Raw genomic sequence first — 15,426 nt, 5'->3', positions numbered from 1 at the left:
AGAGGAAACCGGGGTATGCACAGGCAAATATTTGTTGGGTAAATAGCGTTTAACACAATATTTAGTGTTTACACGTATATTGTGTACCAGATAGTGTGACACTCTCATCAGCGATGAATCACACGACAGGCGTCAGAAAAAGGGCCGCCAGGCCCGGAAATGAGGCGGGAAACCGCAGCGATGACGGGCCAAGGTGAAGCGGCCGGTTTCAGCCATGAAACCGGATAGGGCGGATTTGTGTTCACATGGCGCGCAACACTTCACACGGCGCCCAAGGGACACTATATATAGAGACAAGGACGAGACAGATGCGGATCGAACGGCGTTTTACCAAAGAGAACCAGTCAGCCTATGCGGAGATTGAATTTCGCGTAGCGACGAGTGAGATCAAGAACCCGGACGGATCTGTTGTGTTCCGCCTGGAGAATATCGATGTTCCGGCCCAGTTCAGTCAGGTAGCCGCCGATATTCTGGCCCAGAAGTATTTCCGCAAGGCAGGTGTGCCAGCCAAACTCAAGAAGGTAGAGGAAAACTCCATCCCTTCCTGGCTCTGGCGTTCGGTCGCAGATGAAGAGGCTTTGGCTGCCCTTCCCGCTGAAGAGCGTTATGGCTCGGAAATGGACGCGCGTCAGGTATTCGACCGTCTTGCCGGCACCTGGACCTACTGGGGTTGGAAAGGCAAATATTTCGATAGTGAAGCCGACGCCCTCGCCTTCCGCGATGAGCTCGCCTACATGCTCGCCACCCAGCGCGTCGCACCCAATTCGCCGCAATGGTTCAACACCGGCTTGCACTGGGCTTATGGTATCGATGGTCCCGGCCAGGGCCATTATTATGTCGATCCGGATACCGGCAAGCTGACCAAATCCAAATCCTCCTACGAACATCCGCAGCCGCATGCCTGCTTCATTCAGTCCGTCGCCGACGATCTGGTCAATGAAGGCGGCATCATGGATCTGTGGGTGCGTGAAGCGCGCCTGTTCAAATACGGCTCTGGCACGGGTTCGAATTTTTCCTTCCTTCGCGGCGAAGGCGAAAAACTCTCCGGTGGTGGCCGCTCGTCCGGCCTGATGTCCTTCCTGAAGATCGGCGATCGCGCTGCGGGCGCTATCAAGTCAGGCGGCACGACCCGCCGCGCCGCTAAAATGGTGGTTGTCGATGTCGATCACCCGGATATCGAGGAATATATCGATTGGAAGGTGAAGGAAGAGCAGAAGGTTGCTGCTCTTGTCACTGGCTCCAAAATCGTCAAGCAGCATCTGGCTGCTATCATGAAGGCTTGCGTCAACTGCGAAGCCGACAATGGCGATTGCTACGAGCCTACCAGGAATCCCGCGCTGAAGCGTGAGATCAAGGCTGCCAAAAAGAACCAGGTCCCGGAAAACTACATCCAGCGCGTCATCCAGTTTGCTAAGCAAGGCTACACGGATATCGACTTCAAGACCTATGACACGGACTGGGATTCGGAAGCTTATCTGACCGTTGCCGGTCAGAACTCCAACAATTCCGTTTCGCTCAAGGACGAATTCCTGCGCGCTGTGGAAAGCGATGGCAACTGGAACCTGACCGCCCGCAAGGATGGGAAGGTGATGAAGACGCTGAAAGCCCGCGATCTTTGGGAAAAGATCGGTTATGCCGCCTGGGCATCGGCTGATCCGGGTCTGCATTTCAACACGACGATGAATGATTGGCACACTTGCCCGGCCGCCGGTCCGATCCGTGCATCGAACCCGTGCTCGGAATACATGTTCCTTGACGACACGGCTTGCAATCTCGCCTCGATCAACCTCCTTACATATCGCGGCAAGGACGGCAAATTCGACGTCACCGGCTACGAGCATACGGCCCGGTTGTGGACGATCGTTCTCGAAATCTCTGTGATGATGGCGCAGTTCCCCTCCAAGGAAATTGCCAAGCTCTCCTATGAGTACCGCACGCTCGGTCTTGGCTATGCCAATATCGGCGGCCTGCTGATGACCTCCGGCATTCCCTATGACAGCGATGAAGGCCGTGCCATCGGCGGCGCCCTCACCGCCATCATGACCGGTATTTCCTATGCTACGTCCGCTGAAATGGCCAAGGAACTCGGCACGTTTGCAGGCTATGCACCCAATGCCGCCAACATGCTGCGCGTCATTCGCAACCATCGCCGCGCCGCCCATGGTGAAAACCAGGGCTATGAAGGCCTTGCCGTAAACCCCGTTGCCTTGATTGCTGCAGATTGCCCGGATCAGGATCTGATCACCCATGCGAAGTCCGCCTGGGACAAGGCATTGGAGCTGGGCGAAAAGCACGGCTACCGCAATGCGCAGGCTACCGTGATAGCGCCGACCGGCACGATCGGCCTGGTCATGGATTGCGATACGACTGGCATCGAGCCGGACTTTGCGCTGGTCAAGTTCAAGAAGCTCGCCGGTGGCGGCTACTTCAAGATCATCAACCGCGCTGTGCCGGAAGCTCTGCGCACGCTTGGTTACTCCGAAAGCCAGATCGCCGAGATCGAAGCCTATGCTGTCGGCCACGGCAATCTCAATCAGGCGCCCGGCATCAATCCCGGCTCGCTAAAGGCCAAGGGCTTCACCGACGAAATCATTGCGACGCTCAATACGGCGCTGAAATCAGCCTTCGACATCAAGTTCGCAGTCAACAAGTGGACGATTGGCGAAGACTTCGCCAAGAATGTTCTCGGCTTCACCGATGAACAGCTCAATGATATCTCCTTCGAGATCTTGCCGGCGCTCGGCTTCTCCAAGAAGGAAATCGAAGCTGCCAACATCCACATTTGCGGTGCGATGACGCTTGAAGGCGCGCCCTTCCTCAAGGAAGAGCATTATCCCGTCTTCGATTGCGCCAATCCCTGCGGCAAGATCGGCAAGCGTTATCTTTCGGTCGACAGCCACATCCGCATGATGGCCGCCGCTCAGCCTTTCATTTCCGGCGCGATCTCCAAGACGATCAACATGGCGAATGAAGCGACCGTTGAGGATTGCAAGTCCGCTTACATGCTGTCCTGGAAGCTGGCGCTGAAAGCCAATGCGCTTTACCGTGATGGCTCGAAACTGTCGCAGCCACTAAATTCCTCACTTCTCGCCGATGAAGACGAGGATGAAGACGATGCAATCGAGGCCTATATCGAAGCCCCAGCTGCAGCACGCGCGGTGCAGGTTACCGAGAAGATCGTCGAGCGTATCGTGGAAAAATACATCCACGATCGCGAGAAATTACCGAACCGCCGCAAGGGCTACACCCAGAAAGCCACGGTTGGCGGGCACAAGATCTATCTGCGCACCGGCGAATTCGACGATGGCCGCCTCGGTGAAATCTTCATCGACATGCACAAGGAAGGCGCTGCCTTCCGCGCCATGATGAACAACTTCGCCATCGCGATTTCGCTCGGTCTGCAATATGGGGTGCCGCTGGAAGAATATGTGGAGGCCTTCACCTTCACCAAGTTCGAACCGGCTGGCATGGTCCAGGGCAATGATGCGATCAAGAACGCGACATCGATCCTTGACTATCTGTTCCGTGAACTCGCTGTCTCCTATCTGGATCGTCACGATCTCGCTCATGTGGATCAGTCGGATTTCTCCAACACCTCGCTTGGTCGCGGCATTTCCGAAGGTAAAGCCGAGCCAGTCTCGAAGGGCCTGACACGCGGTACTTCGTTGAAGGTCGTCTCGCCGAACAAGGCTGATCCCAAGGGTTTTAGCAGCGCAGGGGGAACAGGCGTCGTCAGCGCGCCGAAGGCAACTGCGTCATCAAATGTCACGACCCTCGCCAGCCGCTCGGCAGCGGCACTCGCTGCAAAACCCGCTATTGCTGCGGTTAGCCAGGAATCCACGGCCTTCAAGCGCGATTATGAGGAGCGGGCCAAGGATCAGACGGAAGCCGAATCCAGTGCCGCTTCAGTCCTGTTCGACAACGCTGATGCTGAAGCCGCGGCTGAGGAAGCCAAGGCCGAAGCGAAGAAACTGATGTCCGACCGTCGCATCAAGTCGATGATGCAGGGTTATACCGGTGACAGCTGTTCGGAGTGCTCGAACTTCACGATGGTGCGGAACGGCACCTGCCTGAAGTGCGACACCTGCGGCGCAACAAGCGGTTGCAGCTGATCGGACCGATTGTTGTCGGCAAACACATAGGTTGACCTGATTTAGCCAAAGCTTGCCTCAAAAAAAGCGGGCCGCCCTTTCGCCGGGCGGCACGCTATTTTTCATTCCCCTGCTTTGGCGACGGAGCAGGCACGTTGCCGCGAATGAGGCGAGAAAAGTCTGGCGACAAGCCGGCTGCCTGCTGCGGCGACTGGGCAAACTTGCTGTGATGCAGGCGGTCACCGGCTTTGACTTTGGTCAGGTCGACCACCGAGATCTTGTTTGCCCGCAAGTTCTTGCCTGTAGGGCTGCTGCTCGGGGTCGATAGCGCGGACCAATTTCGGTTGGTTTTTTTGTTTCAGAGAAACCCGATCCAACGACCAGCGACAACTGCGCCAATCCAGAGCATTATGGAAAGAAATGCCGATATCTGCACGGACTTGCGCATCTCGCCACCAGACACGACCAGCTGCCATTGCCGACTGAGCTGGAGGATCATGGCATTGAGAATAGCCAATCCAATGAGAGCAATCTTGGCGAGGAATGCGGTGTTCTGGACATACGCCAGGGGCCGCACCGTGAAGAGCATGAACCCGGTCAGGATCGCACAGGCAACACCAACGGCAGCAACACGCGATAATGGCGGCCCAAGCGCGCCAATCGGATATCGTCTCAACAGCCCGAGAATCCTGAGATCCAGTGTAACGATCGCCCCGACGATAAGACCGATCGATAGGATATGTGCGGCGTTGATAAGCAGGTATGCAATCTCGAACCGCCGGAGCACAACCGCACCCGGCCATTCGGAAAGCGCCTGCAAAAGCTCCACCAAGGTGCTGATCAATTCGTCTTTATGCGATCGGGGTAGATGTCATAGGTCTTTCCGCTCACAGTGATCCGCACCGCCTTCATGCGCTTTTCAGTTGGATCGGTGGAACGGTTTCCAAGAGCGACAATCTCATCGCCTTTCTTTGCCGAACCCTCGACGAAGCCAGAGCGCTTGGTTTGGCTCGGATTTGCAAGTTCTATACGCCATATGCCATCATTCGCCGTCTCTACATCCAGAGTCGGATGCGGCGGACCAATATAGATATCGCGGATCACGCCTTTAAGTTCTATCTGATCGGCATCGGCCCAGGACCAGCCGTGATGCGCCGCTGCACCTGAGACAATCAGCATCATGACAAGGGCGCAGCCCAAGAATCGATTGAATAAACTCATCGTCATGCTCGCCTCCCTGTGGCTACATATGCCAAACAGAGTAAAAACGTCATGGTGCCCCGTCAATTGCCAGCCCTTCAAACAATCTTGATAGGCAGCCGGTTTCGCGATTTGCTTTCCAATTTGATTTATTGGATTTGTCTAATTTCTATTAAATAGTTCAATCTATAAAAGGCCAGAAAGCGAGGCTCATGCAATGGCTGATACCAGACCGTCCTTTACATCTCGAAAGTTCCTGTTCAGGACGGTGATGCCTATTCTGGGAACGGTCGTCGCAATTTGCATCGCTGTTTCGATGCTGGTTGTGTGGTCAAGTCGCGAAACAGACAAGATCGCTGTTGAACGGCAGGAAAACCTACTCGCGCTGGTTGTGTCCCAGGCACAGTTCACGATCGCCCATGATCAGGAAAGCTCGACCGTCTGGGATGATGCGGTTCGAAACGTCAAGATTCCGGACAATGCCGATTGGCTGAACAACAATCTCGGCAGCTGGATGATTACATACTTTGGCCATGATGGTGCTTATGTCCTCAATCCGCAGAACGATGCGATCTTTGCCTTTGCCGACGGCAAGGTGGCCGATCACTCCACCTACGATGCGATAAGGCCGGTGGTCGCCCCCCTCGCCGCAAAGCTCCGGGAGATGCTGCTCAACCCCGACCCGAGCGGATATGGCGAGCGGGTGTTGAGCCCCGGAGCGTCGGAGGTTTTGACGCTCGGCGGTCGCCCAGCGATAGTCAGTGTCAAGCCAATTGTTTCCGACTCGGGCAATCTCGAACAAACGGCCGACGAAACTTATCTGCACGTCGCAATTCGCTATCTGGACAAAAGTTTCATAACAGAACTCGTACGAGACTATTTGTTCACGGGCTTGCGATATTCCCCAGAAAACAAATTGAGTTTGAACGAACACAGTTACCCGCTGCAATCCTCGGTCGGGAAGACAATCGGATACTTCATCTGGCAACCCTATCTCCCCGGATCGACAGTGATGTCGCAGATTGCTCCGGCCTTTGTTGGCATAGTCTTGCTGATGCTCGGCATCATGGCGGCCCTTCTTGCGGTCCTGCGCTTCAGGTCGCAAAAGTTGCTCGCCAGCGAAAAGCGCATGAAGTTTCTTGCCTTGCACGATTCACTGACAGGTCTACCCAATCGCGCCGATTTCAATGACCGCCTGGATAAGGCGCTATCCAACGTCAAGGTTGCATCCCTGGCTGTACTTTATCTGGATCTCGATCGGTTCAAGCAGGTGAACGATACTCTGGGTCATCCGGTCGGGGATGAACTCATTCGACAGTTCACCGGACGCCTTAAGGCGGTCGTTGAGGACAAGGCTGTCATCGCACGGATAGGCGGGGACGAATTCACGGTTATCGTCCAGAATTTCACCCGCATTTCGGCGATCGAGACGCTTTGTGAGAATATCATAACTATCGTTCGCCATCCCTTCGATATCGATGGAAATCACATCTTCATCGGAGTGAGCATTGGCGTTGCGGTAGCACCCGAACACGGCACCGAGCGCACCGAACTGGTGAGAAAAGCCGACATTGCGCTTTACCATGCAAAAACCGCTGGACGGGGCCGATTTGCAATCTTTGGCAAAGAGATGGACACCATGCTTCAGCAGCGCCGCACGCTCGAGCGTGAGCTGCGTGAGGCATTGGCGTCGGAGACGCAGATTCAGGTTCACTATCAACCCCTCTATTCCGCGCACGAACAGAAAATCAACGGCGTTGAAGCCTTGCTGCGCTGGAAGCATCCGGAACAGGGATGGATTGCGCCGGATATTTTCATCCCGATCGCGGAAGATGCAGGCATGATCGAAGCACTGGGGGAACGAGTCTTGCGGCAGGCATGCACAGATTCGATGTCATGGCCTATCGAGACCGTGGCTGTGAACGTATCCGTCGTAGAATTGAGAAATCCCGCTTATGCGATGAAAGTCGCGAAAATTCTGCTATCCATCGGTATGGATCCCACCCGGCTTGAGCTGGAAGTCACGGAAAGTGCCTTGACCGATACAGCTGGCCATTGCGAGCACAATATCAAAGCACTTCGCGCCCTTGGTATAACCATTGCCCTCGACGATTTCGGAACGGGGTTCTCATCACTGGGCCGGCTCCAGCAGCTGGCCGTCGACCGTATTAAGATCGACCGCAGCTTTGTTCACGGTTTTGGCAACTCCACCAATGACGAAGCGATCGTCAGGGCAATCATTGAGCTGGCGCACGCAAAGGGTCTGCGCACGACCGCAGAGGGCGTCGAGACAACGGCGCAAAGCGACTATTTGCGCCATCTCGGATGCGACGATCTCCAGGGCTTTCTTCTGTCCCGTCCAATGCCCGTCAAGGAAGTCGAGCGGCTGCTTCGAACTTCTGCTTCGCTCGGTGCAATTTCAACGACTGGTTGATTCCCCATCCCCTGCTGACAGAACGCGATCCCGCATGGCCGTCTGAAACCAGTTACGGCGATGCATTTTTCAAGTCCCTCAACCAAGCCAGCGCGGCGCCCATTCACATTCTTCGCGCCATCCCAGCCACGGCGATCTGATCGATTTGACGCATTCTTCGGCAACCAGGTCGGGAACGCGGCTACCGCCTCAATTCAAAAAAGATAGTGTTTTGTGTAATGTTGCATTCATTCGATATTCTCGGCTTGGGCACCCCTATGGATCACCGCACCATTATCGCGTCATTGACATCGGAGGAACGGGATCGCCTGACCGCCAAGTCGGATACCGCAGGTCTTGTTCAGCTGGCCGGACACTGGGGCGCCATCATTTTCCTTGGCTGGCTGATTGTCATGCGGGCGCCTTTATGGCCCTTGCTCATGCTGCCGCAAGGCATTTTGATCGTGTTTTTGTTTACCCTACTGCATGAATCGGTGCACCGCACCCCTTTCAAGACGCAGTGGCTGAATGACATAGTCGCGCGGGTGTGCAGCTTCATGATTGTGTTGCCGTCGGACTGGTTCCGTTATTTTCATTTTGCTCATCACCGCTTTACACAAGATCCCGACAATGACCCTGAGCTGGCGTCTCCAAAGCCGGAAACCCTGCGTGAATATCTCGTCCACCTGTCGGGGATTCCGGTGTGGTATGGCCATATAAAAATGCTTGCAATAAATGCTTCGGGGTATGGAAGCGATCCATTCGTGCCGCCAAAGGGCCGCAGCAAAGTCCGCACTGAGGCGCAGATGATGATCCTTGGCTACGCGGTCATGATTGGCCTTTCCATCTATCTCCAGACGGCGGCCCTCGTGTATGTCTGGATCCTACCCGCAATATTGGGGCAACCTTTCCTGCGCCTATATTTGCTCGCCGAGCATGGCCGTTGTCCCTATGTCGCCAACATGCTGGAGAACAGCAGGACCACCACCACGACCTGGCTGGTTCGAAAGCTCGCATGGAACATGCCATACCATGCCGAGCATCACGCATATCCGGGCGTACCGTTCTATCGGCTGCCGGAATTCCATACACTCATTGAAACCCACCTCAAGCAAACCGAGGCGGGGTATGTACGGTTCCACGCCAAATATATCGAGAAATTACGTTAGGCAGATTACTGTTGCCTTGGTCGAAAACGGGCCTCTGTGTACATCCGCACTTGCCTTGCTATAGATAATTGCGACATTCCAACTGTGCGGTAACAACTATGCGTTCCCCCTCGAAAAGCGATCTGAAAACGGTTCTGCGCATCGATTTTCCCAACAGGGAAAGGATCGGTCGAGGAAAAATGCAGTTGCTGGAGCATATCCGTGCCACGGGCTCCATTTCCGCCGCTGGCCGCGCCATGGACATGTCCTATCGCAGAGCCTGGTTGCTTGTCAGCGCAATGAACAGCATGTTCACGCATTCCGTCGTCGACTCGCAGCGCGGCGGCAAGCAAGGCGGCGGGGCAATCGTGACCGAATTCGGCGAGGAATTGCTCAGCCGCTTCCGCGCCATGGAACAAAAGGTTGAAGCAGCGCTCGCATCGGATATTGATTGGCTTGATGCCAATCGCAGCGAAACGACGGCGCCTGACACTGACAGTCAGTGAGGTTCCAGTGCCACGGTCTTGATGATAGCAAAAACCCTCAATCCCTGCAGGAGACCAAGCCGCTCGAAGGACAATTCGGTAATTCGCGCCAAAACCGGCGTTCCCCCGCAATCGATCTGAACGTCGACCGTGCCTGTCTTGTCGACGTTGATCGCGCTGATTGTCCCTTCAAGGATATTGAGCGCGCTCAATTGTTCGGGCCGAACAGTTGAAAGCATCACGTCCTTGGCGAGAATATGGACACGAACAGCCTTCCCCTCGCCGATTTCCGTACCCGATACGTAGATTTTCGATGACTTGAAGCCGATGGTCGCGAGCCGATGCCTCGAATCGTAGTGTTCAACCCTGCCCTCCACCAGCGAGCCCGCCTCCCGTCGATCCGACACGATTGAAATGGAGGGCTGGCTCAGGACGTCCGCTGCAGCGCCTGCCATCGCCACCTTGCCATCGCTCATGACAATGACGCGGTCGGCAATCCGCGCCACTTCCGCCACCGAATGGCTGACATAGACGATCGGTATGTCCAATTCGTCACGCAAGGCTTCGAGATAGGGAAGGATTTCCATTTTCCGCGCATCATCAAGCGCGGCGAGCGGTTCGTCCATCAACAGCAAGCGCGGTGACGACAGCAAGGCGCGGCCAATAGCAATGCGCTGTTTTTCTCCCCCTGACAATTTCCCCGGACGCCGGTCCAGCAGCGCGCCGATACCGAGCAGCTCGACGATCGTCGATAGATTGTCAGCACGCTCGAGCTTTGGCACAAACCACCGGCCATAATTCAGATTTTGCCGGACTGTCAGATGGGGAAAGAGCCGTCCCTCCTGAAACACAGTGGCGAAACGGCGTTTGTGCTTGGGCACAAATATGCGTTTCTGCGTATCAACGAGCACGTCGCCATCGAAAACGACCTTTCCCTGATCAGGGCGTGTAAGGCCGGCGATAATGCGGATGACCGATGTCTTTCCAGAACCGGAACGTCCGAACAGCGCCGTAACACCGCGATTGGATGTAAATGCCGCATCGAGGACAAACTTGCCGAGAGTGTCTGTCGCTTGAAAAACCAGACTCATTCGATATCCACCCTGCGTCCGACAAGATAAGCCATGAATTCCGATGCCATCAACGCCGCCATGGAAATGACGACAGAGATGATCGTCAGTCGAAACGCACCGGCGTCACCACCCGGCACCTGCGTGAAGGTGTAAATGGCGGCAGATAATGTTTGCGTTTCTCCCGGAATATTGGAGACGAATGTGATCGTTGCGCCAAACTCACCCATGGCTTTGGCAAAGGAAAGGATCATACCCGCGATGATGCCCGGCAGTATCAATGGCAGGGTCACGGTCGCGAACACCCACAAGGGGCTGGCCCCCAGGGTTCCCGCCGCGTCTTCAAGCCTGCGATCTACTGCCTCGATGGAAAGCCGGATGCTGCGCACCATCAACGGAAAACCCATCACACCGCAGGCGAGCGCTGCGCCCGTCCAGCGGAATGACAGGACGATATCGAAATGTTCGGCCAGAAATGCACCAACCGGCCCGCGCCGCCCAAACAGGATCAGCAGGATAAACCCGGTTACGACCGGCGGCAGGATCAGGGGCAGATGGATAAGGCCGTTGAGGATGGACTTGCCCCAGAATTTCCCCCGCGCCAGCAACCAGCCGGTGAGAATGCCAAACGGCAAGCTGACAAGCATCGCGACAGACGCAATGCGCAAAGTGAGGTGAACGGCAGTCCATTCTTCCTTGCTCAGTGAGAACCAGTCCAAAAACGTCAGCCCCCTCTGATCGATGCAGCTCCCGAGGCAGCGCCAAGGGATCCGGCAAGACTACTTGAGTACGGTAAATCCCTGCTTTTCGAAGAATGGCACAGCCTTTTCCGATTTGATGTAGTCAAACAGCGACACAGCAGCGGCATTCTTGCTCTCGGCTAGGATTGCGATTGGATAGATGATGGGCTTGTGGCTGTCTTCCGGGAAAGTGCCGACGATCTTGACCTCTTTGTCGGCGGCAGCATCAGTCTGGTAGACGATCCCGTAAGGCGCCTCGCCGCGCGATACCAGCAACAGCGCAGCGCGCACACTCTCGGCTCCGGCCACCTTGTTCTCCACTGAGGACCACACGCCAAGAGATTCAAGGGCAGACTTTCCGTATTTACCCGCGGGAACGGAATCAACCGCACCCATGGCAAGGCGCCCGTCGCCCAGTAGCTTTGCAAGGTCGAAGCCTTTTTTGATCTCAACCGGTTCGGCCTCGTCTTTCGATGCAACCAGAACGATACGATTGCCAAGGAGATTCGTGGCGGATCCCTCCTTGATCAGCTTTTTCTTCGCCACATAATCCATCCAGTCAAGGTCTGCCGAGATGAAGATGTCAGCAGGCGCTCCGGACTCGATCTGCTTGGCCAAGGCCGAGCTCGCAGCATAGGAGATTGTCGCTTCGTTGCCGGTGCCCTTCTGCCAGGCAGCAGTGATATCATCGAGCGCGTTCTTGAGGCTGGCGGCCGCGAACACGGTCACCTTTTCAGCAGCCATTGCCGGCGCTGCCAATAGTGCCGTACCAAGCCAGGCCGCCGCAAAAGCGGCAACAGTCTTTTTAATCCATTGACGACGATGAACGCCCATATTCAATCTCCGGTTCAGATGCTCGAGATATTTTTCTGAATATATCGACCTGCACCGGATAGCCAGTGTTATATTTCCAAGAATATAAAGCCGAACAAAAGCGGCGGAGCACTATGCAAAGTTCATCCTGTAAAAGCTGATCGTGAGGGAGCGCATCTGGCGAAAGTCGGCTTGTTCGTTGGGAAGTCAGGCGAAGGCCAATGGCCTCAAAATGGGTGGCTCGCGAGCCACCCATTGACATTCGCGACCGCCAGATCGGAAACGAAGCTGCCTAAACCAACAACGTCCGTTACTTTAGCGAAGAATTGTCAACAAAAACGCCTGCACGTTGCGCTGCCTTGACGAAGGCCTGCCTCGCTTTTGCAGCTGACATCCACCCCTCAAGCGCATCTCGACAGATACGCACGGCGCGTTTGTATTCAACCCCCTCCTGTTGAGGCCATTGGTTCCTCAAACACTCCAGTGCTTCCCATGCGGAAGCGACAAATCGAAGCCCCATGGCGCCAAGGCTGACCATCACCGGCGTTGAAAAAGTTTTGTCTTCCATCACATCCACCCCCAGCCACTTTGTCCCAGGTCCTGAATGCAACATTTGGAGGTTTGCCAAAAACGTGCCGACGCGAACGGCGGTCTGTTGTTCAGACGCAAGAATACAATCCTGCCAAGGGCAGGATTTTGTTTTGGAGCCTTATACGAAGGAATGATATTGGCACTGCTCGAATTTGAAATCATAGTTGAACTCCACTTAAGAGAATTTCGAACTATGTTTCCTCCTTACACCCCTTTCGTTTTTTATTTGCTTTTCAGGGCTATTCAACGATCTCAGATTTGCGTTGCAATCGCAATACCCAATTCGGCGGATACATCCAGCATCTTTGTGTTCATACGGGTCGGGCGGCCTAGGCTGTGCCTGGCAAAAGCTAGATCAAGGGGTGCTGGCGACCGATCGCAGCCAGCACCTTTCGCCATTACAGGACGACGACAGTTGCCCCGACACCAACGCGCTCATAAAGCTCAATGACATGATTGTTGGTCATGCGGATGCATCCATTGGAGACGGCTGTTCCAATGGTCCATGGTTGGATGGTGCCATGGATCCGATAGTAGGTATCGCGTCCATTCCGGTAGAGATATAGGGCGCGAGCACCCAGCGGATTGGTGGGTCCGCCATCGACTCCTACCGCATATTTCTCATACTTGGCAGGCTCGCGCTTTATCATGTCCTTGGTCGGGATCCATCGCGGCCAAGTCGCTTTCCGGCCTACGATGGCTTCGCCCGACCATTCGAGACCAGCGCGACCAACGCCGATGCCATAGCGGCGAGCGGTGGAACTGCTCTCGATCAGGTAAAGGAACTTATTCTTCGGATCTACCACGACCGATCCTGCGGTAAGATCCGTTTTGTAGGGAACACTTTGCGGCTGGAACTTTGGATCCAGCTGGAACGACTTTTTCTTCGTCTGTGCCAGGGCAGTGCCGGGCGCAAATACGGCCGCCGCCAATCCTGCGGTAAACCAACGTCTGGTAATCATATCATCCTCGTTTTTGTGTTTGAACTGTGTTGCCAATGCACAGTCAGACGCGAGGTGGCTCCTGCAGGACACCCGGAAGCCAGGAATTGATTTGGGGAACCGATTTTACAAGTGCCGGCAAGTCTGTGTGAAAGCTGCGGGCTGGATTGATCTCCGATGGCCCCAGCCACTCGCCATGGCAAACTTGCTTGCGCGAAGAGCAGTCTAAGCCAATGCCGGCGGTTAGGTTTGGACCCGTGTCATCGGAAGGTGCATCGAGTCGATCTTGCCACGTGGCGGCCGTCGTCATACGGACCAGCACGGCTGACGACGCGACATTGACGATGCCGTGCAGAACAAAGCAGAGCGCGATGACTGTGCTGAGGAAAAAGCGTGACAACCCTTCGAACATGCCCATGTCATAGCGTCACTCAGCTCTCAGTGTGTAAACAAAGTTTTCAAAATTTCGTTATCGATCAGTCATTTGCTGCGGGCGTTATGAAGTGGGGGATATGGTGGAACGAAAGGCCGACTGCCCCTCGCCTGTTTTGCAGTTGGAAGCGATATATCATTCATAGGATCGACGAATGAAAACCCTTGCGCTTGGCATCATCACCATTCTCGTTCTTGCACTTTTGGTCGTCGGCGGCGTTCGCTTCTATTCGCGAGAATCCGCGACCGTCCCTATCGAAGAGGGGTACGGACCCAACCCCACCCTTCCCCCGCCCAACCCGAAACCGATACCTACAGTCAACGTCGCCCCAGTGGATCCATGGCCCGAAGGCGCAACACCAAAGGCGGCACCAGGACTGAAAGTAAACGCTTTTGCCAAGGATTTGGATCATCCGCGCTGGCTGCATGTTCTACCCAATGGCGATGTGCTTGTAGCCGAAACCAACAATCCAGTCATGGACAATCCGGGCTTCAGCTTCCGTGGATGGATCACAAGCCTTGTAATGAAGCAGGCAGGAGCAAAAACAACGAGCGCAAATCGCATTACCCTCTTGCGTGATGCTGACCATGACGGCGCCGCCGAAATCCGCGAGGCCTTTCTCGAGGGATTGAATTCCCCCTTCGGCATGACCTTGTCAAACGGCACGCTTTATGTGGCCAACACAGACGCAATCGTCGCTTTTCCTTATGCGGATGGCGATACAAAGATCACGGCACCTCCCGAAAAGATCGTTGACTTGCCATGTTGGCCGATCAACCATCACTGGACGAAGGATGTTATTGCCAGCCCTGACGGACAGAAACTTTATGCAACAGTCGGGTCAAACAGCAATGTGGGCGAAAATGGCGTTGATGCGGAAAAGAACCGGGCAGGAATTCTTGAAATTGATCTCGCGACGCGAAATATGCGCGTCTTCGCCTCAGGTTTGCGCAATCCAAATGGCCTATCATGGAATCCCGCCAGTGGTGAGCTATGGGTGGCGGTGAATGAACGCGATGAAATTGGCAGCGATCTGGTGCCTGACTATATGACTTCCGTGAAGGATGGCGGATTTTATGGCTGGCCCTACAGCTATTTCGGCCAAAATGTCGATGTTCGCGCCAAGCCCCCGAGACCCGATCTAGTCGAAAAAGCGATCAAACCCGACTATGCGCTCGGGCCCCATACGGCCTCACTTGGCCTGACGTTCAATACCGGTTCGCTGTTCGGCACGGAATATCAGAACGGCGCTTTTATCGGCCAGCATGGTTCATGGAACAGAAAGCCGCGCAGCGGATACAAGGTGATCTTCGTGCCGTTCGAAAAGGGTAAGCCGAACGGCGCTCCAAAGGATATTCTCACCGGATTTATCAGCGACACGGACAAGGCCCTCGGCCGTCCAGTCGGCGTGGCAATCGACAAATCCGGAGCCCTGTTGGTCGCGGATGATGTCGGCAATATTGTCTGGCGCGTGGTTCCTGAGTCGAAACAGTAACAACTC

General features: G+C 55.1%; 12 protein-coding genes and 1 pseudogene. 5 read left to right on the top strand and 8 right to left on the bottom strand.

From position 1 onward, the window contains the following. Window positions 1-308: 308 nt before the first annotated feature. Window positions 309-4,112 carry a vitamin B12-dependent ribonucleotide reductase gene (locus tag BLM14_RS06905; RefSeq protein WP_099998699.1) on the top strand — a complete coding sequence of 1,268 codons (3,804 nt, stop codon included), beginning with the start codon at window positions 309-311 and terminating at the stop codon, window positions 4,110-4,112. A 181-nt stretch (window positions 4,113-4,293) separates the two neighbouring features. Here the strand turns inward: BLM14_RS06905 and BLM14_RS31710 are convergent. The 3 genes and pseudogenes from BLM14_RS31710 to BLM14_RS06890 all read right to left on the bottom strand — a co-directional run. Further along, window positions 4,294-4,420 (bottom strand): annotated as a pseudogene (locus tag BLM14_RS31710) (alpha/beta hydrolase); the annotation flags it as partial. A gap of 29 nt (window positions 4,421-4,449) precedes the next feature. Then, window positions 4,450-4,923, bottom strand: coding sequence for a DUF2214 domain-containing protein (locus BLM14_RS06895; RefSeq protein WP_162293190.1), 474 nt, complete (start codon window positions 4,921-4,923; stop codon window positions 4,450-4,452). Between the two features lie 8 nt (window positions 4,924-4,931). Then, window positions 4,932-5,318 (bottom strand): DUF6152 family protein, encoded by a 387-nt coding sequence (locus tag BLM14_RS06890; protein ID WP_099998698.1) that lies wholly within the window; start codon window positions 5,316-5,318, stop codon window positions 4,932-4,934. Window positions 5,319-5,508: 190 nt separating this feature from the next. Between BLM14_RS06890 and BLM14_RS06885 the strand changes: the two genes are divergently transcribed. The 3 genes from BLM14_RS06885 to BLM14_RS06875 all read left to right on the top strand — a co-directional run bounded on the left by BLM14_RS06885 (window position 5,509) and on the right by BLM14_RS06875 (window position 9,358). Further along, window positions 5,509-7,725 carry a bifunctional diguanylate cyclase/phosphodiesterase gene (locus BLM14_RS06885; RefSeq protein WP_099998697.1) on the top strand — a complete coding sequence of 739 codons (2,217 nt, stop codon included), beginning with the start codon at window positions 5,509-5,511 and terminating at the stop codon, window positions 7,723-7,725. Window positions 7,726-7,982: 257 nt separating this feature from the next. Further along, window positions 7,983-8,873, top strand: coding sequence for a fatty acid desaturase family protein (locus tag BLM14_RS06880; RefSeq protein WP_100001077.1), 891 nt, complete (start codon window positions 7,983-7,985; stop codon window positions 8,871-8,873). A gap of 98 nt (window positions 8,874-8,971) precedes the next feature. Beyond that, on the top strand, window positions 8,972-9,358 hold the full coding sequence (locus BLM14_RS06875; RefSeq protein WP_099998696.1) for a winged helix-turn-helix domain-containing protein: 387 nt from the start codon (window positions 8,972-8,974) through the stop codon (window positions 9,356-9,358). Here the strand turns inward: BLM14_RS06875 and modC are convergent. The 5 genes from modC to BLM14_RS06850 all read right to left on the bottom strand — a co-directional run bounded on the left by modC (window position 9,352) and on the right by BLM14_RS06850 (window position 13,513). Further along, a complete protein-coding gene (gene modC, locus BLM14_RS06870) occupies window positions 9,352-10,428 on the bottom strand; it encodes a molybdenum ABC transporter ATP-binding protein (protein ID WP_099998695.1) in 1,077 nt (358 codons plus the stop codon). The two genes, BLM14_RS06875 and modC, sit on opposite strands and share 7 nt — an antisense overlap. Next, window positions 10,425-11,126, bottom strand: a complete 702-nt coding sequence (gene modB, locus BLM14_RS06865) for a molybdate ABC transporter permease subunit (protein ID WP_099998694.1) — start codon at window positions 11,124-11,126, stop codon at window positions 10,425-10,427. The genes modC and modB overlap by 4 nt, the downstream gene beginning before the upstream one ends. 60 nt (window positions 11,127-11,186) lie before the next feature. Further along, window positions 11,187-11,981: a molybdate ABC transporter substrate-binding protein gene (modA, locus tag BLM14_RS06860; protein WP_099998693.1), complete on the bottom strand. Its 795-nt coding sequence runs from the start codon at window positions 11,979-11,981 to the stop codon at window positions 11,187-11,189. 289 nt (window positions 11,982-12,270) lie between these two features. After that, on the bottom strand, window positions 12,271-12,528 hold the full coding sequence (locus tag BLM14_RS06855) for a DUF982 domain-containing protein (RefSeq protein ID WP_100001076.1): 258 nt from the start codon (window positions 12,526-12,528) through the stop codon (window positions 12,271-12,273). A gap of 421 nt (window positions 12,529-12,949) precedes the next feature. Next, on the bottom strand, window positions 12,950-13,513 hold the full coding sequence (locus tag BLM14_RS06850) for a L,D-transpeptidase (RefSeq protein ID WP_100001075.1): 564 nt from the start codon (window positions 13,511-13,513) through the stop codon (window positions 12,950-12,952). Window positions 13,514-14,079: 566 nt separating this feature from the next. Between BLM14_RS06850 and BLM14_RS06840 the strand changes: the two genes are divergently transcribed. Further along, window positions 14,080-15,420, top strand: a complete 1,341-nt coding sequence (locus BLM14_RS06840; protein WP_099998691.1) for a PQQ-dependent sugar dehydrogenase — start codon at window positions 14,080-14,082, stop codon at window positions 15,418-15,420. The last annotated feature ends 6 nt before the right edge of the window (window positions 15,421-15,426 follow it).

The sequence above is a fragment of the Phyllobacterium zundukense genome, from assembly GCF_002764115.1.
Lineage (GTDB): Bacteria > Pseudomonadota > Alphaproteobacteria > Rhizobiales > Rhizobiaceae > Phyllobacterium > Phyllobacterium zundukense.
The sequence above is the reverse complement of the archived record's forward strand: the minus strand, read 5'-3'. Positions and strand labels throughout refer to the sequence as shown.